Raw genomic sequence first — 21,143 nt, forward strand, 5'->3', positions numbered from 1 at the left:
GAAAGTATTATTTATAACACAAGACTTATCTTCAAAAGCAAGTATTAAGGAGGAATGGCCAGAGTAGTAGTCGGTGGAACCTTCGAATGTCTTCATGACGGACATAAAAAACTGTTAAGAAAAGCATTCGAACTTGCTGAAGACGGAAATGTTGATATCGGCCTCACGTCCAATGAGATGGCAAATAAGCGTCCACGCGGAGTTCCAGATTACAATATTCGCAAAGATAAACTGCTTCGATACATAAATGAAATATCTGATCACCAGAATTTCAGGATCATAGAACTTAATGGCCCCTATGGAAAAACACTCACTGAGAACTATGACTACATCGTAGTCTCCCCTGAGACTCATTCTGTTGCCCTGAAGATAAACGAGCTCAGAAGTGATAAGGAAATGAAGAGTATACACGTCGTCATGATCGATTACATGCTTGCAGATGACGAAAAACCCATCTCATCAACAAGGATAGCACAGGGAGAGATAGATATTCACGGACATATGAAATTCACTCCCGAAACATAATTTTATAAACTATTTTTTACAACTAAGTTCCATGGGCAGAGTATTCAACGAAATGGACAATAAGATCTTTAACAAGCTTGCACCGGAACTTAGTGGAAATACCATGTCTAATGCCGGACATAACTATCCTTTTATCCTTCGACCCCTGTCGCACAAGATAGCAGAAGACGGAGACGATTTCAGGAACAGGATGAACAAGCTTGACAAAGAAGAAATGGAGTATATTTTCCAGCTTGCTATGGAAGGAAAAGAAGACATCAGATCACTTGAGGAAGACGATGTAGATACCGTTCTGGAATTGATCGAAGAGAAACTTTCAACCGAAAAATTGAAGGAACTAAAGGCAAAGCTAGGAATGGCATAATGAAGCCATCAAAGCTGCTTTTCGGAACTGCAGGAACACCAAAGAGCTCTAAAAAAAGAAACAGCATATCAGGCATTGAAAGGGTTAAAGAACTTGGACTTGGCTGTATGGAGCTTGAATTCGTTCGTGGAGTCAAAATGGGAGAAGCCACTGCAGGACAAGTCCTTGAAACATCTGAGAATGAGAGAATTTCATTGAGCGTGCATGCCCCTTACTACATCAACCTGAACTCAGCCGAACCAGAGAAAGTTGATGCAAGCATTGAAAGAATATACAAGTCATCAAAGATTGGCAGTCTTTGCGGCGCACGAAATATTGTATTCCACCCTGCATACTACCAGAAAGGTGAACCTGATAAAGTGTACGAAAAAGTATTCTTACTGCTGAAACAGCTAACTGCCCGATTGGTTGATGAAGGCATAGAAGTAATCCTTCGCCCGGAAACCACCGGTAAGGGAACCCAGTTCGGAAGCCTCCAGGAGAACGTGAAACTGAGCAGTGAGATAGAGAATGTACTTCCATGTATTGATTTTGCACACCTGCATGCAAGGAGTGGAGGCGCTGAGAACAGTTATGAAGAATTCGCTTCCACACTGGAACTGGTTGAGAATGAACTTGGCAGAGAAGGTCTGGATGACATGCATATGCATGTATCAGGCATTGAATACGGTGAAAAAGGAGAAAGGAACCATCTTAACCTTGATGAGTCCGATCTTCAATATACAGAACTTATGAGAGCATTAAAGGATTTCAAAGTGAAAGGTACTTTGATCTGCGAAAGCCCGGATAACGAGGGCGATGCACTCCTTCTAAAAAAGACATATAAGAGTGAATGATTGCCTTTTTTGCTCAGCGTGGACCTTCACTTTCACCTTTTATAGAGTCGCCATTCACAACTCCTACGTGAAGATTTATTCCACTCTTTTCGATATATCCGTTAATCCTGTCAAGAGCATGGTCCACCATGCCACCGTGCGTGAGTATAAGGCAACGCTGGCCTGAAAGTGCATTCAGAATTGAACGGTCAATGACACCTGCAGTGACGTCGAGATAAATCTCATCCCTCTCAGCAACTATCTTACTTTTCTTACCCATAGCACCGACACACTCAACACCATCCCTTTTCATAATCTTCAAAAGTTCCTCATTGTCATACTGGGAAGTATCATAGATACCAATGGAACCTGCCCTAAGAGCCTTTCTGTCAAGCTCAACTATTGCGAGACCTTCGTCATGTATATGAAGGACTTTGCAGTTTGCTGCTTCATACATTGAATCCTGGGCAAATTCACCATAAAGTATCCCCATGTTAATAGTATCGCCTTCTTTTACCTCAGGAGGAACATCAACCCACATGAGATGTTGTGGTCTCAATGTGTGGACAAGATCAGGAATATCACGCGGGGGCTTCGAAGCACGAGCAATACCCCTCTTTCTAATTTCATCATATATCTCAAGCGTAATCGGTCTTTTGAGATAGGCCTCCTTGAGCTTCTCGGTCTGCCTGAATATTTCCTCGGGTGTTCCTTCGCTAATGACCTTGTGGTCATTCATAAGGAAAACATAATCTGCCCACCCGTATGCGAGATCAACATCATGGGTTGAAATGATGATAGTTTTGCCGAAATAGTTTAATTCATTAAGAAGATCCATTACCTCATCAGCACCAACCGGGTCCAGATTAGAAAGCGGCTCATCGAGAACTATAACCTCGGGATCCATGGCAACAACACCCGCTATAGCCACCCTCTTTTTTTGCCCTCCGCTTAGATGATGAGGAGGCTTGTCCTTTATGTGAGTCAGACCCACATACTCCAGAGTATCATGGACTATCTTTGCAACCTTATCTTTTGGATAATCAAGATTTGTGGGACCAAATGCAACATCCTGATAAATGGTAGGTGCAAATATCTGATCATCCGAATTCTGGAAAACAATGCCCACACTTTTTCTTACTTCCCTGAGAGATTTTGAGTTGTATTTCAGTGGTTTCCCATGGAAGAACACCTCTCCTTTCTGGGGACGATGAGTACCATTAAGTGTCATGAAAAGGGTGGATTTCCCCGAGCCATTGCGACCAACGAAAGCTATCTTCTTACCTTTCTCAATCGTTATATTGATGCCATCGAGAGCCAGAGTTCCATCAGGATACGAGTAACTGAGATCTTTTGTTTCTAAAATGACCAACATTTCACCTCAAATAAGCGACATTCCATTTGTAAAATAGAAAACCATAAGCACTATAGTAAAATAGGCACCTGTAAGTAACAATTCAGGCATTTTAACAGGTCTTTTTTCATCATACACCATCAATTTGCCATCATAACATCTTGAATTCATGGATAAATAGAGTTTTTCACCCTGCTCCCAGGACCTTATGAAAAGACTTGCACCAAGCATTACCGTGGACCTAAACGACGTTTTGAAATCCCGGTATCCAAGACGGACGGTCTGTGCATATTTAATTCCCATGGCAACATCAAGAAAGACAAATATGTAGCGATACATCATCATTGCAATCTCCACAAAGGAATCCGGGAACTTTGCTTTCTTTAACACAGCAAACAGTTCGATCATAGGAGTTGTCAAAGACAGGAAGAACAGACAGGACATACCACCAATCGTTCTTGCAAGAATAAGCAAAGCCATATTCAAACCCTGGGAATTCACACCTAAAATATATCCAAATACATCAAATGCAAAATAATTGGCACCTTCTCCAAAAAAGAAGGCAATAATCACAACGCTCACAAACACAAAACCGGCAGGAACGGCAAGTATTTTAAAATAGAACTTTGCAGGTACTTTTCCGAAATAAATGGTTGTAAAACTCATACATAATGCTATAGTAAAAGGAACAAACGGAGATGTAGATGAAACACCTGCCAGAACCCCGAAAGTCACGATAGCTAATTTGAGCCAGTTATTCCTGAATCTCAAAGGACTTAGTATTGCATAATCATCCAGAATATATGTCATTTTTCAATCACGTTAATAAAATACAGTAATAAATAAATTTAACTTTATTTAACTTGGATTACAATTGTTAGAAAATAAGAAACTGTGCATTATACATAAATATATCGTTAGAAACCATAATCAATAAGATGCCTGAGTGTTGCCCAATTTTTGGAATTTGCGTATAATGCTAGAACTGTCCAGACCATAGTTAAGAACTCAAAGAAAAAATAGTTGATTTACTGAAACCAACATACATAATTAAAATAAAAATAGGGTAACTATTCAGCCTGATAAAAACGCTATCAATAACAATCTTGACAAAAAGTTGAAACGTAAATTTCATTAGGATCATTTATTTTGATTGTTGCTATTGATTGCTTTTTTGATTGTTAGATTGTTAGTGAGCAGACATCTCTATTTCGATGAAATCAGTACCAATAGGCAAATCGTGCCAGGCTGAATAGTTACAAAATAGGAAAGAATGGAAAATAAAATAACAATTATATATCCCTGATGGAGACACACATGTCATTTTACTTACTCGCGCCTTTTCCCTTATAGTAACCAATTGTATATCCGATTACAATTGCACCAAAAGCGGCCTGAAGTGCAAAGAGCAAGCTTTCTGTTTCTCCGCCTGGTGGCTCAAATAGGTATTTAGTGAACCATGGTTCTGTAGGTTCATAGGTTGGATCTATTTCAGAAACAAAATCTCCTGCTGCACCATCTGCACCGCCGAATTCAGAGTCAGGGTTTGCTGATACACCATAGAAGAACTGCGCGGCGAAGAGCAATACTACAATAGCTACAATATACTCCAGTTTCATTGCATTGCCTCCTTGAGTTTTGCAACCGTTGCAGTAGTAAGCACATTAAGATCGACCAGTACATCACTTTTGATCTGAACCACGTATTTCATAATAAGTGCTGTAAGAGCACCTTCCAGTATCGCAAGTGGCACCTGGGTTGTTGCAAAGATCCCTGCGAATGCAATGAATGATGCCAATACACCACCACTGGCCGAAGGGAACGCTAACGCCAGTTGTAGGGAAGTTACAACATAAGTAACCCAATCTGCAAGTGCAGTTGCAAGGAACACATTCAGGTAAAAGTTCATTCCTGCTTTGGATGCTGCTTTATAAAAGAGGAAAGCAACCAGAGGACCAATTATTGCCATGGATGCAGCATTTGCACCAAGGGTCGTTATACCTCCATGTGCCAGGAAAATTGCCTGGTAGATAAGAACAATAACACCAAGAACAGCAGTTATTGCCGGTCCGAAAAGAATAGCTGCCATCCCAGTACCTGTTGGATGAGATGAGCTTCCAGTAACTGAAGGAAGTTTCAGAGATGAAAGAACGAATATGAATGCACCAGCAACTGCCAGCAGAGGAACAACCTCTCGTCTCTCGCTGACAAGTTTGTTCATCTTATACATACCATACAGTATCACAGGAATAGATATTACAAACCATGCCTGCCACCATGGAGATGGTAGAAAACCCTCAAATATATGCATTAATTGTCACCTTCCATTTTTAATCACCATAAATCAATAAGAGCACCATATATAATCAATTAAATCTGTTTTCGATAATGGATGTAATATGTTATGGTACATAAACATAACGATTTGTGAAGATGATTAACAGTGTTATCTTATTAGATTATACTTATTTACATATCAATACATTAACGTTATCACATACAGTGCCGTATATCACTAAAATACATTCATGAAGAGAAGAATATGGGAAAACAATCAAAACAGAATAAATTGTGTAACTATGAAAAATAAGCTTTTTTGCGATGATCTAACGAACAATCACAATGCAATACATGTCAGAATGATTCTCCGGCGGTTCATCTACTGTACCGCATACCGCACGTTCATGTGGATATCCTATATCCTCGTAGATGCATATACGAGCATTAACATTCATTTCCTGAAGAACTGCCGCAACTTCCTTAGGGCCGAAGCTATCAGCCGGAAGGAGAAAAATGTTCTTGCCAAGGTTAATTTCCCTGATGAAAGCTTCTTTTGCCGGTGCAGGGTCCCTTCCATGTGCTGTGATAAGTGCAAGATTTGATATCTCCACATGAAAACGTGCACATGCTGCCTGTATTGAAGATACGCCTGTAACAACCCTGTCATTCTCTGTGGCAAATTTACCAAGCCCTGAGAACATAGGATCGCCTGTGGACAAAATAACAGCATCCTCAGGCAAAAGATGAAGGTTCTTATAATCCTTGATCAGAAGAGATTCACACTTGATGAACTCTTCCGCAAGTTCGATGGAGCGTCTGGAACCATACACAACAGGAGCATTGCTGATTACTTCTATGGCTTCCAGGGTCAGCATTTTAGGCCCAACACCGACACCCACTATTATCATGTTTATTCCCCGCTGTCCATCAATACGGTTCCGTCCCTGTCAACAACAACAATGCGGGCACCATTGCCTTTTTCCACAGCCATATCAAAAGCCTGTTTCAGGCGCTGGTTCTGCGGATCAAGTGCAAGCATTTCAACAACCGTGGCAAAGCCACTGTCCTTTAGCATGTCAGGGTTTCCCCATTTCAAAACAAGACCCGGAAGTCCGCAAATGACAACATCGCCATGAGCCGCCTCAAGTGCTTCAGAGATACGACTTCCGGCAAGTACAACAGTGTAATCAGGGAAAAGCATGGTCGAGTAACGGATACCCACCCTTCCAGTTGTAAGCACTACCTTGTCAGAGTGTCTGATAAGATCACCTTTCATCTCTCCTAAATGGTCATTCCACGGTTCCACAAATCCCGTACTGCCAAGAATAGAGATCCCATCAATGATACCGATACGGCTGTTAAGGGTCTCTTTTGCTATTTCTTTGCCGTGTGGGAGATAAATAGTAACTTCTGCCCCTTTAAGCCCAATTTCTTCAACAGCTTCAGTAATGGAGGCTTTTATTTGTTCCATGGGATGAGGATTGATTGCCGGATGACCTTTTTTAGATTCCAGGCCACTGCGGGTGACAATACCTATTCCTTCACCTGCATAAACAGTAATTCCATCTGCTTCCCTGGCATCAGCGGCGAACTCAAGACCTCTGGTAATATCAGATTCATGATCGTTATTCATTTTTACTGCAACAGCATGTCCTTTGTTGCCTTTGACATCCATCTCTGCACGAAGTCCTACTGATGTTGGTACAGAAACATGTGTGACCTCACCTGCAAGAGAAAGAACTGATGCCTTTGCAGCCATTGCTGCAGTGGTCCCGGTAGTATATCCTCTTTTCAGTACAGAACCATCACTTAGAACTACAAGCATTCCGTTCTTTATACCTTCTTCCAGCTCATCACGTGGCATCTTTGAGCGATCCAGCCACTCGTCTGGTATCTTTGATTTATTTACCGGGTCGATCATCTCTGGTCAATTGTAATTAATACTTTTAAAATCTACCGACTCCATCAGGTCCTTTTAAAGAGCTTTGCCAGTTCATCTTTAGTAAAGGAAATCATAGTAGGACGACCATGTGGACACGTATATGGATTACCGCAGCGCATCAGTTGACGGATAAGTTCTTCCATCTGTTTTGTACTGCATACCGCACCTGCCTTGATAGCTGCCCTGCATGCCATTGTACTACAAAGAAGATCATACCTCTCAGTGTCCTCTTTCACTCTTCCGGTGGATAGAAGGTCGGAGATGATATCGTGAATGACATCAGTATCCTCAAGCTTCCCAAAAATACTCGGAACCGTTGTAACTACATAGCTCTTCGGACCAAATTCAGAAATTGAAAAACCTATATTCTCCAGATCAGGAATGAAATCTTCAATTATGGCTTTTTCCTTCTGGCTCAGATCAAGTGTCACAGGTGTAATAAGTTCCTGCCACCCCATGTCCTGCATCCTGAGCACTTCCTCATACATAATACGCTCATGTGCAGCATGCTGGTCAATGAGTATGAGTTTGCCATCCATCTCACTGATTATGTAAAGATCACCGTACTGACCGTACACTTTCACATCAGATGGTTTGAAAGAACTGCTGAGCTCTGTTACTTCATTGGAAGTAACACTCATCTGCAACCTTTCACTTTTCTTCAACCGCTTCTGAGTGTCCTTTGCAGGATAATGATAAGGCTCCTTGTTTTCTTTGATGACAGCATCCTGTAGGGAAATATCATGTGATTCACCTGAAATGTAAGGCGCCTCCTCAACAGTATCAGACCCATCCGACTTATCCGATGTTTTAACGAGTCCCTGTTCTTCTTTCTCTTTGGATCCTGATAAAAGAACCTGGACAGGCACATCCTTTTTCTTAACCTGTATTTCAGGAACCAGTGATTCTCTTCCAAGGGCATCCTCTACGGCAGAAATAACCATAGCTTCAATCTCTTTTTCATGGCTCAACCTAACCTCTCTTTTTGCAGGATGAACATTCACATCCACATTGACCGGGTCGATTATGAAATTGAGAAAGGCTGCAGGATAGCGACCTTTAGGAAGCAGGGTATAGTATCCAAGCCTGACAGCATTGCTGATCTGATTTGAGAATATGGACCTGCCATTTATGAAAAATACCTGAAGGTCTTTTCCGCTCCTTGTGAGTTCCGGCTTTGAAGTATAACCGGATATAGTAAGCAGGTCCGACTCGTATTCCAGTGGAACAAGTGAACGTGCAACGTCAGCACCATAGAGATGCACTATGCTGTCCTGCATTTTAGCTGATGAAGGAGACCTGAGTGTTACCTTACCATCTACCACAAGAGTGAATGAAACATCTGAATGTGCAAGTGAATTTCGGGAAACTACATCGATAATGTGTGCAAGTTCCGTCCTAGCACTTTTAAGGTACTTCTTACGGGCAGGCGTGCTGTAGAACAGGTCATTAACAAGTATACTGGTCCCCACGGCAGTGCCTGCAGAAGTTATATTTTTTATTCCACTGCTATCGACAACAACCTTCGTGCCCGCGATCTCACCCTCCTGTCGAGTGACAAGTTCCACTCTTGCCACCGAAGCAATGGAAGCCAGAGCTTCCCCCCGAAAACCCATGGTTAGAATGCGGTCAAGGTCTTCGATGGCGTTAATTTTGCTGGTCGCATGCTTTTTAAAGGAGAGGGATGCATCCGTATGACTCATTCCGACACCATTGTCCACAACCAGAATGCTTTTCGTGCCATACCCCCCTATTTCCACTCGAACTTCGGACGCATGGGCATCAATAGAGTTCTCAATAAGCTCTTTCACCACGGAAGCCGGGCGCTCAATAACTTCTCCCGCTGCTATTTTATTGATGGTGGACTCGTCCAGTAATTTTATTCTTGAACCCCTGATATCACATGATTTTTCTGTCATTTTCTACTTCCTGTCCACAAGTATCTCTGAAATCTTTACGGGAAACTATCTGGTTGTTAGTATTTTTGTGTTTGTATTGCCAGAATTGGTAAAATCAGGCATGATATTGGCCCATATGCACACGAGTAATTGAAAATAAGTAAAATTGAGTGACAATACACTTATATCGATTCATGCTTTTAGAGGCAACATTAAATTAGAAGGTTCATGATGAATAATCCTGAAAAACTAAAAAATATTGTACCCTTACTAGCTCTTTTGACAGCTTTTCCGGCATTTTCCACAGACATGATACTGCCTGCTATTCCATCTCTTGCCCTGATGTGGAACGAGCCACTGGCAGTTGTCAATTTAATCCTCATTTGTTTTTTCGTCACTTACGGATTCTTCCTGCTTTTCTACGGCCCGATCTCAGACAGGTACGGCCGCCGAAAACCATTGATAATCGGTATTTCATTGTACATATTGGCCAGCGTGCTCTGCGCCATGGCGACCAGTGCAACCTCATTGATAGCATTTCGTATACTACAAGCTGCAGGAGCTGCGGCCAGTTCATCATTATCCATGGCCATGACCAAAGATCTCTTTTCAGGGACTCAAAGGCAAAGGATACTTGCATATATAGCCATAATCATGGCGCTGGCTCCTATGTTTGCCCCCATTGTGGGAGGATGGATACTAACATACCTTACATGGAACTGGATATTCATTGCCCAGGGATTAATGGGAGCCATAGGCCTTTTGGGTGTCCTCAGAACACCGGAAACTTTAAAAGAAGTGTCAGAAACCCCTCTGTCAAAGATCATGTCTTCTTATGGCAATCTGTTACTGAACAAAAATTATGTCATCCTGGTTCTGGTGATGTCTGTGAGCCTTTTACCATTATACAGTTTCATTGCTGGCTCTTCAGCCCTTTATATCAACGGATTTGGCCTGAGTGAACAAAATTTCAGCTACTTCTTTGCCTTTAACGCCCTGGCACTGATGGCAGGATCAATGTCATGCCTGAAACTGACAGACAGAATAAACCCCAGACACCTGATAACCACTGGTTTTGCAGGAATAACATTAGGAGCTGCACTTATTCTTATAATTGGTCAGCGCGGACCATGGAGCTTTGCAATTCCTATGGCACTGGTAACATATTCCATAGGTATCAGCAGACCTCCGAGCAACCACCTCGTACTTGAACAGGTACACAAAGATGCAGGTTCTGCATCATCTTTACTGATATTCACCTATTTCACACTTGGAGCTGTAGGCATGTGGCTGGTCTCACTGGATTGGATGGAACGCATGCAGATATTGGGAAGCATCACTTTGGTCTGTGGTGTTCTTGTGCTGATTGCCTGGATGATATTACAAAAGAAAGGTATTGGTGCAGAGCAATAGAATATAAATAAAATAGCGAATGAGCGCAAATGCACTCTTTCGCTTATTTATCCTCTTCAAGAAGTTTGCTCTTTAGTTGACTGAGCCTGTTGAGTGCCTCAAGTGGTGTTATTGAATTCAGATCCATATCCTTTAATTCTCCAATTACAGGATGAGAAGCAGTTTCACCAGATGAGGATTCCTGATCGAACAGTATCACCTGTGTATATTTGGCACTACTGCGTGGCTTCTTCCTGCTCTTGCAGTCATCCTCAGTAATAACACACTCATTCTCGATGTCCTCGAGAATCTCCTTTGCCCGTGTGGTGACTGCATGCGGAACACCTGCAATCCTTGCAACATGGATACCATAACTTCTGTCCGTTGCACCCGGAACGATCTTGCGCAGGAAAACAAGGTCATCACCATCTTCTTTTACAGCGATATGGTAATTCCTGACGCGTTTAAGGCTGCCTGCAATATCCGTGAGCTGATGGTAGTGAGTGGCAAACAGTGACCTTACACCCACACGTCCTTTGTTGTGGATGTACTCCACCACCGCCTTTGCGATACTATAACCATCATAAGTGCTGGTACCTCTGCCAATCTCATCCAGCAACACCAGGCTTTTCGGGGTTGCATTGTTCAGGATATTGGCAAGCTCCACCATTTCAACCATGAAAGTACTCTGCCCGCTTGCAAGATCATCGAAAGCTCCGACCCTTGTGAACACTCTGTCCACAATGCCGATAGAGGCATGAGAAGCAGGCACAAAGGAACCAGCCTGCGCCATTATGACTATCATGGCTATCTGTCTCATGTATGTGGATTTACCGGCCATGTTCGGTCCGGTTATAAGCTGGAACTGGTTCTCACTACAATCCATTTCCGTATCGTTGGGCACAAAACCGCCTGGAACTGTATTTTCCACCACACAGTGCCTTCCATCTCTGATAAGAAGCCTGCAATCTGGAGTTATCGCGGGTCTTACGTAATTATTATTGGCAGCTACTTCGGCAAGGTTCGCCAGTACATCCAGCATGCCAATGAAGCCAGCTGTTTCCTGTAACTGCTTTGAATGCGCTGCAACAGTCGAGTTTACATCGCATAGCAACTCATATTCAAGGGCTGTCATCTTCTCGTCAGCAGAAAGAATGGCACTTTCACGCTCCTTGAGTTCAGGAGTGTAGAAACGCTCGGCATTGGTCATGGTCTGCTTCCTGATATAATCATCAGGGACCTGGGAGATGTTGGCTTTTGTAACCTCAAGATAATAACCGAAGACTTTGTTGTAGCCAACTTTCATGGACTTGATACCTGTCCTTTCACGCTCCTTCTGCTGGAACTTCGCAATCCACTGTTTGCCGTTCTTTGACAGATCGAACAGCTCATCCAGCTGCTCATTGTATTCCGGTTTGATCATTCCCCCATCCCGCACACTAAGTGGAGGTTCTTCTACAATGGCTCTGTCAATCAGTTTAGCAAGGTCGTCCAGCTCCCCAAAAGAAGACAGCTGAGATACAAGGTTCACCAACAGGTCCACACCTTCACATTCACGAAGGGATTCAAGTAAAAGAGGAACTGATTCAAGTGACTTTTTCAAAGCTACAAGATCCCTTGCGTTTGAATTACCATACATCACCCTGCCTACAAGTCGCTCCATATCCTTTACATAGGAAAGGTGGGAACGGATATCAAAACGAACGAGAGTATTTTCCTGAAGCCATGCAACCGAATCCAGACGATCATTTATAGCATCAACTGAAATAAGCGGCTTAAGAAGCCATTTCTGGAGCTGCCTTCTTCCCATAGGTGTTTTTGTATCATCAAGAACCCCGATAAGCGAAGAGTCATTGCCCTCGCCCCGCACATTCCTGACAATTTCAAGGTTCCTCAAAGTGATAGCATCCAACACCATGAACTCTGAATCAAAATATGTCTTGAGGGACTGCACCTGCGATAATTCCCTCATCTGGGTATCCATTGCATAACGCAATGCTGCACCTGCAGAAGATACTGCACATGGGAGTTCACTACAACCCATGCCTTCCAGAGTTGTTACTTTGAAGTGTTCCCTGAGCACTTTTTCAGCCCTGTCGAAGTCAAAAGCATCCTCATCAAAATCATGAACGATTATCCTCAGTTCCTTCATTCGATCGGTGAGATGTGAATCCTCAAGCAAGGACCGTGGCATGATACATTCCGAGGGACCCATACGTGCAGCTTCACTGATAATTCGATTATAAGGAGCGATGTCTGTGAACTGCGTTGTAAGGAATTCACCTGTAGAAATATCCAAAAAAGAGATACCAAATTCATCCTTTTCTCCATATATCGCCATTAGATAATTATTAGAGGAATCCGAGAACATGGAAGAATCCATTGCAGTTCCTGGCGTTACAACTCTTACGACTCCTCTTTTCACAACACCTTTCGCTTTCTTGGGGTCCTCAAGCTGCTCACAGAGTGCTACCTTGTATCCTTTTTTGATAAGCCGGGGAAGATAAGTATCAAGAGCATGGTATGGAATACCTGCCAGTGGCATCTTCTCCCCATCCTTACTCTTCCCCCGGCTAGTGAGAGTTATCTCCAACTCTTTTGCAATGGTCTTCGCGTCCTCTCCGAAGGACTCATAGAAGTCCCCCATCCTGAAGAATATGAGGGCGTCTTTATGCTCTTCCTTGGCAGCATAGAACTGCTGCATGGCAGGGGTTACTTTACTCATGATAGTTCACACAAAATTGATTCTCCAAATTATCTGCTTGTTAGTATTTTTGTGTTTGCATTGGAAAACAAATCTGTATTGATTAAAAATCTTATCTGTTTTTCAAATTCAACTTTTATCACGTTCACAGAACCAAATACAGGAAATTATTGAATGAAACATATTTTTTTAAGTACTTCCAGTTCCAATTTTTATTAATGGTCGATGACACAGATGAGATTCAGAGCACTGCCGAGCAATACCTGGAAACCAAAAAGCAACTTTTTGTCCATGGAATTGGAGATTACTCTGAACTGGATAAAGACAACGCATTCAGGCTGCTTGTAGACCGCATTGAAGGCGCAATTGCAGAAGAGAACGCAGTGACCTTAAATGTACTAACAAGAGTGGAATCAAATAACGGTTAACTGCAATATTTTTCAATCATTTTCATTCTTAAGAAGGAAAAGCAGACATGACGAGCGAAACTAATACCTGATTATCTCCAGCATCATATTCCCGTCTTTCTGAAACTCATAATTCACTTTATCTTCATTGCAAGTGAATCCCCCGAACAACCGGTAACCAACCAAACCATTCGTCCAAAAAGGACCATCTTCAGAGATTTGTTCATTTGAACCCTTCCAAAAATCAATTAGCAGTATTTGGCTTTGAATAAAATATATACCTACTGTTTTGAAGCAATTTCCTGCAATATTTCATAAGCTGCCTTCAGTTCTTCACTCATATTCACGATACGTTTTCCCGAAGGAACGAAAAGTACATGTGTTCCTGTAGATTCAATAGCATAATTTTTCCCTACGCTTTGTGCAAGGGCATCGTTCATAAAAGAGTCATCCCCTTTAAGGGAAAAATGTTCACTATATGTATTTCGGGAGAAAGGAGAGCGTGACTGTAATTCAAAAACAGGAGCATCTCTCTTAAAAATGACAGCCGATGACTTGAATGTGTTACCATGGGATGTTCCTGTTCCATAACCCCGGTTGCCAATAGTGATGTTCAGATCGAAGGAAATTACCGGCAGTCCGTTGAAAGTGCCAGTAAACACGTTGTAGACCTTTTGCTTGTTACCAAGTCGGGTCTGTTCAAAACCAAAGTTGTCGACAATATCCTTTGAAGCCTGTTGGAAACCAAGTTCTCTGGCCTGTTCATTCAGGTTCGTTGCTCGCTTCTTCTCATTGAGGAGAGTAAAGATAATTGCCAGCAGGATAACTGAAACGACAAAACCTGAGAATGCGATTATAAATATCAATCTGAAATCCATTTCACCACGTACCTAAAACTGCCATTAAAAAACTATGATCTTAATAAAATCCTGAATTCTGAATTTGATTCTTCCCATTCTTTGATACTTGTATATAGCTTTGTATCGATGAAATTCGATAAATTGTAAGCCAGTCTCAGATTCTTTGAAACAATATCGGAGTCCAGATTGTCTTTGGCATGATTTCCAAATATCTCTTTAAGACCAATAGTCAATATCTCGACCAGATCGTGGCCCTGGCAGATATTCCACACATCTGCATTCAATTTTGCCAGGCCATTAATGTGTTTTTTTACCATGGCAGCATTCATATTCCTGTTACTTGGCTTGGTTTTCAACTCTTTATACAGCCTGTTGGCATTGACATTCAAATCTTTTGTATCAACGAATTTGTAGAAATTCAGGAATTTAAAATCAATGCTTAGATTATATTTTCTGGAAGCCCATCTAATATATCCAATAGCAGTGCCGCTTTCAAGCAATATTTCCCGGATAGGCCTTCCGAGCGATTGCAATTTGAACTGCGTTGCATACTCATTTAGCATTTTTTCAAGGGCTTGTGATGCCAGTATCATTGTGTCTATATCATGTGAATCGGTGGTAAGTAAATTAGTACTGTATCTTTTAGGACTAATTTGGTTCACATGCCAGTAATCTGCGTCCACGATTCCAAGAACACCTTTTTCCCCACTCTTTTCCAGTATTGATAGAGCAGATAACAATTTATCCTTATAGACAGCATAGACAATATCGCAATAGTCCCCGTCAATGATATCTGTAAATACCCTTTTGTCCGTACGTCCCTCAACAAGCAAAATAGAATTCAGAGGATCCTGACGCCTCATCCTCACCTGGTTTGCAATGCGATGTGATGTAATTTGCTCTCTCACAAAAACACCTAATTCTCAACTTTTGTCTCTAATGATACAGTCAAGTCCCACCGGTCCCCGATGATGTCAGGAGAATGTGTTGCTATCAGCACATCGAATCCGGCAAGATCTATCACTTTCATCAGGTCACTTAAAAATTCATTTTGCCATCCGATATGCAGTGATATCTCAGGTTCATCAATTAGAATCAGAGAACCAGGTTCGATCTTGAATAAAAGCTCGTAATAGAGAACTAATTCGTGTTGCTCACCGGAAGAAAGATCCCTGGGTTGGATCTCACGTTCATTTGAAGTTTTAATTACAAACCCTTTGTCCTTACTAACTGACAGGCGCTTATTCACGAATCTATTGTTAATTATGTTGACAAAAAGATCTAATTTCATTGTCAGGTCATTAAAAACATCCAGTTTTTTCCCAACGTCCTCAGTATATACAGAAAGAACGTGGGCATTTTCCTGATTTACTTCCGGGACATCAGTCAAATAATCGAATTCATAATCAGCATCCAAAACACCGATCTGAATCAGATTTTTTCTTCTTCCCTCTAATTTTGACAGATTTTGCTCAAGATCAGTGTAATCCACATCCGTTTTCTTTTTTGCCAGACGAATTGGAAAAGACCGATCTAACGATTGAGAAAGGGTTGCATATTTGGCAAGCTGTCTTTGGACCTCTTCAGACAATTCCGAAGAATAATTGCTAACTGTCTTTCTTATTGATGTTTTTGGACTTGGATATTTTTTCCTTGAGTTACCCAGTATTATAAGCCTTTGAGTCTCTATAAAATCAACATTTATTTCCTCTTTGATATCATTAAACCAACCAACACCATTCTTTTTTGCAGGCGAACGAATATCATAACGATTCAAAACTTCCCCGGAGTTCAATATTTCTCCATCTGAAAAATCCAGCCACTCGTCTGCTTCGATCTTCTTCAGGTTTGGATGATTATGTATCATTTTATCAAATGCTTTTGCATCTGGCATACAATCGAGCTGAATTTGAGTTGCCTCATTACCATTCAAATTAAGAATTAACTCATCCTGATTTTTGTCTTTATTATAGATTTTTTTCAGGAATAATAAGTTACCATCATCGAACTCAATTAAAAACTCTTCAAATGGAACCTTATAGAAAATATCGTATTCTGTGTTGAAAATAGACTTTAACATCTGCAATATGATAGTCTTGCCGACCCCATTGGGTCCATAGATAATAGTTATTCTTTCATTAGAATTCAGTTTAATCTCATGGTCATATAGATCAAACAGTTTCTTGATCTTAATTTGTGTAATATTCATCAGTATACCATAAATCAATTGAAAACTAAAATATATATCACTTTTTAACTTAGATATCAAATTCCAAATAAAATAAGCTGAAGAGGTGTCATCACCCCTTCATTTATTCATTCAAACAACAGTCACATCCATTCCTTTTGCTTCAGCCACAACCTCCGGATTGTAGTACGAATAAGCCTTGCTCTCCGATACGATGGCCTTCACCGGGAACAGTGCTTTGACCTGCATACTGAGAGTCAGTTCCTCACCCGACTGCATGTCATCGATGTAGAGAATCACTTTTCTGCCTGCTATCTCGTAGCGGGTTATCAGGTTTTCTTCCTTGAGAGCTTCAAGGCTTGATGAAACCGGACTGAAACCTGTTGGAACTGCGAGGTCAACTATCATCATCCCACTGGAAGTTATACTGCCACCTATACCACGAATTCCGTTGTACTTCACGCGGGCATTCACTGTAACGATATCATTCACAGCAACATCTGTGGAATCATACTGCACATCTAGCTCGATCTCATTCTGCTCAACGACATCAGGCAGTATGATATTGAAACGCCTTACTAGCTGGTAGTTCAGGTCACCCGTACCCTCCATTTCAAGCTCGAGTTCTGATGTTCCCTCTGGAATCTCAATTATCTGAACTACATCGAAATTCTGCTGGTTAACTTCCACAGACTTGATCTCCGTTCCATCAGCAATCACATGCACTGTGGCATCGATATCCCTTCCAGCAGATGCTGCTGCGCTCATCAGTGCTCTGAAAGCCATGACAGTATCCTGGGTACTGGAGAAACCACCGTTAGAATTGCGCTGTGCGGATATCCATTTCAGTGATGATATGGCTGTGGGGTTCTTTGCCTCTATCATAGCAAGAGTGGCGTATGCGGTTGTTTCCACATTCTTGCTTGATGGTGCCATGTAACTATAGTCTCCATGCTCGTATGGCAATGGAACGGCTCCGTCACCATAGCCCCAGTAAGTGCCGTCATCGTCCTGTTTTGCAATTGCCAGCAGGTCGTTCAGAGCCTCATCGGCAAACGAACTGTTAAGCTTTTGAAGAACCAGAGTTCCGATTGCAAGTGCATACGGGTCATCCTGGCTGCCAAGATTATCCTCAAGATACTTCTGTGCATTTGCCATGACAACAGGACTTGCAGAACCGTACTCATTCAGTGCAAGGGTTGTGTATGCCGTCAGTGCGTAGGTACCGCTCAAACCACCCATCATGTCCTGATGTATCACAAATCCTACCTGTTCCCATGAACCATCTTCCTGCTGATGAGATTCTATCCAGTCTGCTGCCTCTGAAAGAATATTCTCATCAATTGTGGTCACATCCCTTGCACCACTGAACTGGGACAGCACGAAAGAAGTCAGCCAGAGGCTACCACTCTCATCACTTTCACCGAATGCAGAGAAGGAACCATCACTGTGACGGTAGGTTAGTTCACGCTGGTAGCCCGTGATAATATACATCTCAGCCTTTGCTCTCACCTCAGGGTTATCCTGTCCTGTTGCCTTCAAGTAGCGCAATACCTCAACATCTGTGGAGAAAAGCATCATATTCTGCTCACCGCATCCGTAAGGCATACCCAGCAGATCATCCACCCCGCTTATGCTCTGTGCAACTATACTTGGAGTAAAGCTCACAAGCACTTTTTCCGAATCAGGAACTATACCCTCTGGCAGGCTTGTATCAAGTCCCACTGAACCATTGCTTAGCACCCCGTTATTCACAAGCTCACGGGTTGCACCTTCCGCTTCTACGATCATATCCTTCCTGACCGCATCCGCCCTCTTTGTGGTCTGGCCTGTTATCTCCACAATGTGCTTACCAACTTCTGTCGGACTTATTGTGAAACTGGCATAACCCACACCGTTGGCATCAACAGTTACTTCCTCTACATCATCACCGATGATATCGAACCAGTCAGCACCAGAGAGTGTGAGTTTGACGTCCTGTTCAGTGTCAAGATAATTATAGACCTGCACTTGTACCGGGAATTCCTCGCCTCTTGTCACAGAGTAAGGTAGATCCGGGTCAACGAAGAAGTCCTGGAACACCGCCATACTTGATTCTGAAATACCAATTCCTTCTGGCCCTGATGAAACTGCATGCAACCTCCATGTAGTTATGCTATCCGGCGCTGTCAGGTCAAGGCTTGCAAGTCCTGCATCATCTGTAAGAAGTTCCGGCATCCACAACCATGTCTCAGGGAAGAACTGACGCACACGCTGTACTTCTGCAAGCTCTCCACCTTCTGCCATGTCCTCATCGGCAGCTTCCTCTGTAGGGATAGCTTCCATCATAGGCGCCTCAACAACCTCTTCTTCCATTACCATGTCATCCATGGCTGCATCTACTTCCATGCCAAAACCTGCGAATTTGGCATTATCAAACCTTACTTCATCCAATTCAGAATGTGGCACCTCTATTCCCGGAGATGACATTACAACCATGCCGGCATTTTCCAATGTATCATAAGCACCTTCCATGTACCAGGAGGGATGAGATTCTGCCATTGGTTCCATAAAATGCTTTTCCAACTCATCGAAGACCTGTTTGAGATTGAGCCTGCCCTCACTAAGAGCATAGACCGACTCATCAACGATGGAGAAACCTATCATAGACTTGCTTCCTGCATCAAAATCAACAGTAACATTGTCACCGGGCTCAGCAGACTCAGTGTCAAACGAGCTTGACAGGTCTACCTGTGTTGAGAATTCCACATCAAATGGAAGCACATCCACAGACACCTCGCTGTTAGGGTTTATCATGTAAGCCACGACCTTTGCCTGCGGACTCATCTGTGGCGTCACAGGTATACTGATATCCGGTTCATCACTGGTTGCAGAATATACTGTCCTGCCGTTTGCAAACACATCATAGAACACAGTTCCGGGATTTGTGGAGTAAACACGCAAAGATATCGTATCTCCAACTTCCGGTACACCTTCGCTTGTCTGAGTGATGTGTATGAAACTGGCACTTGGAGAGTAGGCAGCGTTCAGAGACTCACTTGCACCTGCATCATCAGCATAGGCATCGATGAAAAGGTGATTAGTATTATTTGGAATATCATACTCCAGCATTGCAACACCACCTTCTGTAGCTACTGTTTCCTCGTCCCTGGTGATATCGTATGAGTCGTCCCTGATACGGGATTCCACTGTCACCTCAGCATCTACCGAATTGCCTCCCGGATCTTTTGTGACCAGAAGCACTTGCAATGGCATTCCCGGTTTTATGGAACTTGATTCAGGTATAAGCTGGATAACAAGTGGCGACTCGGATATCGTAAGCAACTTGTTGGTAGTCTCACTGTGATTTCCAGTGTCGGTAACTGTCACATTGAGCATAAGACTTGCCTGTCCCCCTGCACCATATGTTCCGGCTGCATATTCTACAGCAGGAAGTTCGAACTCAACAGTTCCTTCTTCAAGTGTTCCGGAAAAGGTTGCGTACTGCTCCCATTCACCCACGTAGCGTGAAGCTTCCACAAGCACATCACCCTCAACTTCCTTGCCAAAGAAGTAGTTACCTGAAACCGTACCTGTTATCTCATCAGATACAAGGAACCATTCCTGCGCTGTTTCCAGCGAGACATCGAATTTCGGAAGCACGTATTTGTCCACCTGAATATCCACATTGGAAGAGGAATCACCTGCTGTTGCGATTATCTTCCATGTGCCCAGGTTCAGTTCGGATGCAAGCGGCAGATCGAATGAAGCTACACCATATTCGTTGGAACTTAGTTCTTCCTTGAAAACTTTGATGCTTTTAGCATCTGTTATCTCTATGGTGATGTCCTCTCCCACAGGAATCAGATTGTTGTTAAGGGAGAGTATTCTACCATGTATCGTCTGCCCTGGTTTGTAGATCGGCTTATCTGTTTCAATGAACAGTGGATTGTTTTTCACCACTTCCACAGTTGCCTTGAACTCAGTATCAAATCCTGATGGCTTTGCAGTGAGCACATAACTACCCCCTTCAACATCAGGCACTTCAAAGGAAGCCACAACATTTCCTGAATCAGAAGTTGATGCTGCAAGAAGAGTTATCTCATTGTTATCCTCATCCGTGAGAGTATATTCCACGCAGCGAGTCACCGGTTGGTTATCCGAGAAAGCCGCCATGGTCACCGAACTCTCCCCGCCTGAGAAAAGCATTTTTGGTGCAAGTATCAAAAACTCATCACCTGATGAAGCTAACTGGTCACTACATGGACCTGCTATGCTGGAAGAAAAACCGGAACCCCCCGTATCACTTCCAATACACCCTGAAATCAAAACTGCAAACAACGATACTAAAGCTATGAATGAAACTGTATTTTTTCCTGTGAAGTTCACTTTTAACCACTCCCAATTTGTGAAATAATTAGTTCTTATAACAGAT

17 protein-coding genes are annotated in these 21,143 nt (G+C 42.5%); 5 read left to right on the forward strand and 12 right to left on the reverse strand.

The window, feature by feature from the left end; all coding sequences use genetic code 11:
• Window positions 1–54: 54 nt before the first annotated feature.
• Genes WN948_RS06845 through WN948_RS06855 form a run of 3 tightly spaced genes read left to right on the forward strand, consistent with a single transcriptional unit; the run spans window position 55 to window position 1,725 of the window.
• Entirely contained in the window at window positions 55–525 is a 471-nt protein-coding gene (locus WN948_RS06845) for a phosphopantetheine adenylyltransferase (RefSeq protein WP_342306251.1), read from the forward strand.
• A gap of 52 nt (window positions 526–577) precedes the next feature.
• Window positions 578–889 (forward strand): hypothetical protein, encoded by a 312-nt coding sequence (locus tag WN948_RS06850; protein WP_342306252.1) that lies wholly within the window; start codon window positions 578–580, stop codon window positions 887–889.
• Entirely contained in the window at window positions 889–1,725 is an 837-nt protein-coding gene (locus tag WN948_RS06855) for a deoxyribonuclease IV (RefSeq protein WP_342306253.1), read from the forward strand. The genes WN948_RS06850 and WN948_RS06855 overlap by 1 nt, the downstream gene beginning before the upstream one ends.
• Before the next feature lie 13 nt (window positions 1,726–1,738).
• Here WN948_RS06855 and WN948_RS06860 read toward each other — a convergent pair whose 3' ends face one another.
• From WN948_RS06860 to mutL, 7 genes are all read right to left on the reverse strand, one after another.
• On the reverse strand, window positions 1,739–3,076 hold the full coding sequence (locus WN948_RS06860) for an ATP-binding cassette domain-containing protein (protein WP_342306418.1): 1,338 nt from the start codon (window positions 3,074–3,076) through the stop codon (window positions 1,739–1,741).
• Between the two features lie 9 nt (window positions 3,077–3,085).
• Entirely contained in the window at window positions 3,086–3,868 is a 783-nt protein-coding gene (gene cbiQ / locus WN948_RS06865; RefSeq protein ID WP_342306254.1) for a cobalt ECF transporter T component CbiQ, read from the reverse strand.
• A gap of 515 nt (window positions 3,869–4,383) precedes the next feature.
• Entirely contained in the window at window positions 4,384–4,677 is a 294-nt protein-coding gene (locus tag WN948_RS06870) for an energy-coupling factor ABC transporter substrate-binding protein (protein WP_342306256.1), read from the reverse strand.
• Window positions 4,674–5,369: an energy-coupling factor ABC transporter permease gene (locus WN948_RS06875; protein WP_342306257.1), complete on the reverse strand. Its 696-nt coding sequence runs from the start codon at window positions 5,367–5,369 to the stop codon at window positions 4,674–4,676. Before WN948_RS06875 ends, WN948_RS06870 begins: the two co-directional genes overlap by 4 nt.
• Window positions 5,370–5,664: 295 nt before the next feature.
• On the reverse strand, window positions 5,665–6,246 hold the full coding sequence (locus tag WN948_RS06880) for a cobalt-precorrin-7 (C(5))-methyltransferase (protein ID WP_342306258.1): 582 nt from the start codon (window positions 6,244–6,246) through the stop codon (window positions 5,665–5,667).
• A 2-nt stretch (window positions 6,247–6,248) separates the two neighbouring features.
• Window positions 6,249–7,259: a cobalt-precorrin-5B (C(1))-methyltransferase gene (locus WN948_RS06885; protein WP_342306259.1), complete on the reverse strand. Its 1,011-nt coding sequence runs from the start codon at window positions 7,257–7,259 to the stop codon at window positions 6,249–6,251.
• A 44-nt stretch (window positions 7,260–7,303) separates the two neighbouring features.
• Complete coding sequence (gene mutL / locus WN948_RS06890; RefSeq protein WP_342306261.1) at window positions 7,304–9,199, reverse strand: DNA mismatch repair endonuclease MutL; 1,896 nt, start codon at window positions 9,197–9,199, stop codon at window positions 7,304–7,306.
• Between the two features lie 207 nt (window positions 9,200–9,406).
• Between mutL and WN948_RS06895 the strand changes: the two genes are divergently transcribed.
• Window positions 9,407–10,591: a multidrug effflux MFS transporter gene (locus tag WN948_RS06895; RefSeq protein WP_342306263.1), complete on the forward strand. Its 1,185-nt coding sequence runs from the start codon at window positions 9,407–9,409 to the stop codon at window positions 10,589–10,591.
• A gap of 43 nt (window positions 10,592–10,634) precedes the next feature.
• Here WN948_RS06895 and mutS read toward each other — a convergent pair whose 3' ends face one another.
• Window positions 10,635–13,298 (reverse strand): DNA mismatch repair protein MutS, encoded by a 2,664-nt coding sequence (mutS, locus tag WN948_RS06900; RefSeq protein ID WP_342306420.1) that lies wholly within the window; start codon window positions 13,296–13,298, stop codon window positions 10,635–10,637.
• A 194-nt stretch (window positions 13,299–13,492) separates the two neighbouring features.
• Between mutS and WN948_RS06905 the strand changes: the two genes are divergently transcribed.
• A complete protein-coding gene (locus tag WN948_RS06905) occupies window positions 13,493–13,702 on the forward strand; it encodes a hypothetical protein (protein WP_342306264.1) in 210 nt (69 codons plus the stop codon).
• Window positions 13,703–13,962: 260 nt separating this feature from the next.
• Here WN948_RS06905 and WN948_RS06910 read toward each other — a convergent pair whose 3' ends face one another.
• From WN948_RS06910 to WN948_RS06925, 4 genes are all read right to left on the reverse strand, one after another.
• Window positions 13,963–14,559, reverse strand: coding sequence for a hypothetical protein (locus WN948_RS06910; protein ID WP_342306265.1), 597 nt, complete (start codon window positions 14,557–14,559; stop codon window positions 13,963–13,965).
• 32 nt (window positions 14,560–14,591) lie between these two features.
• Window positions 14,592–15,449: a DUF4435 domain-containing protein gene (locus tag WN948_RS06915; protein ID WP_342306266.1), complete on the reverse strand. Its 858-nt coding sequence runs from the start codon at window positions 15,447–15,449 to the stop codon at window positions 14,592–14,594.
• 8 nt (window positions 15,450–15,457) lie between these two features.
• The gene (locus WN948_RS06920; RefSeq protein ID WP_342306267.1) at window positions 15,458–16,750 is read right to left on the reverse strand and encodes an AAA family ATPase; all 1,293 of its coding nucleotides are present in this window, start codon (window positions 16,748–16,750) and stop codon (window positions 15,458–15,460) included.
• A 111-nt stretch (window positions 16,751–16,861) separates the two neighbouring features.
• Window positions 16,862–21,097 carry an alpha-2-macroglobulin family protein gene (locus WN948_RS06925; protein WP_342306268.1) on the reverse strand — a complete coding sequence of 1,412 codons (4,236 nt, stop codon included), beginning with the start codon at window positions 21,095–21,097 and terminating at the stop codon, window positions 16,862–16,864.
• Between the last annotated feature and the right edge of the window lie 46 nt (window positions 21,098–21,143).

Source organism: Methanolobus sp. ZRKC5, assembly GCF_038446525.1.
In the GTDB taxonomy this organism is placed as follows: domain Archaea; phylum Halobacteriota; class Methanosarcinia; order Methanosarcinales; family Methanosarcinaceae; genus Methanolobus.

What these genes read in the sequence shown, in the direction of transcription:
- WN948_RS06920 (WP_342306267.1), bottom strand. Translation starts at nt 16,750, where the DNA reads ATGAATATTACACAAATTAAGATCAAGAAACTGTTTGATCTATATGAC.
- WN948_RS06855 (WP_342306253.1), top strand. Translation starts at nt 889, where the DNA reads ATGAAGCCATCAAAGCTGCTTTTCGGAACTGCAGGAACACCAAAGAGC.
- WN948_RS06845 (WP_342306251.1), top strand. Translation starts at nt 55, where the DNA reads ATGGCCAGAGTAGTAGTCGGTGGAACCTTCGAATGTCTTCATGACGGA.
- WN948_RS06895 (WP_342306263.1), top strand. Translation starts at nt 9,407, where the DNA reads ATGATGAATAATCCTGAAAAACTAAAAAATATTGTACCCTTACTAGCT.
- WN948_RS06905 (WP_342306264.1), top strand. Translation starts at nt 13,493, where the DNA reads ATGGTCGATGACACAGATGAGATTCAGAGCACTGCCGAGCAATACCTG.
- WN948_RS06875 (WP_342306257.1), bottom strand. Translation starts at nt 5,369, where the DNA reads ATGCATATATTTGAGGGTTTTCTACCATCTCCATGGTGGCAGGCATGG.
- WN948_RS06885 (WP_342306259.1), bottom strand. Translation starts at nt 7,259, where the DNA reads ATGATCGACCCGGTAAATAAATCAAAGATACCAGACGAGTGGCTGGAT.
- WN948_RS06910 (WP_342306265.1), bottom strand. Translation starts at nt 14,559, where the DNA reads ATGGATTTCAGATTGATATTTATAATCGCATTCTCAGGTTTTGTCGTT.
- WN948_RS06870 (WP_342306256.1), bottom strand. Translation starts at nt 4,677, where the DNA reads ATGAAACTGGAGTATATTGTAGCTATTGTAGTATTGCTCTTCGCCGCG.
- WN948_RS06880 (WP_342306258.1), bottom strand. Translation starts at nt 6,246, where the DNA reads ATGATAATAGTGGGTGTCGGTGTTGGGCCTAAAATGCTGACCCTGGAA.
- WN948_RS06850 (WP_342306252.1), top strand. Translation starts at nt 578, where the DNA reads ATGGACAATAAGATCTTTAACAAGCTTGCACCGGAACTTAGTGGAAAT.
- cbiQ (WP_342306254.1), bottom strand. Translation starts at nt 3,868, where the DNA reads ATGACATATATTCTGGATGATTATGCAATACTAAGTCCTTTGAGATTC.
- mutL (WP_342306261.1), bottom strand. Translation starts at nt 9,199, where the DNA reads ATGACAGAAAAATCATGTGATATCAGGGGTTCAAGAATAAAATTACTG.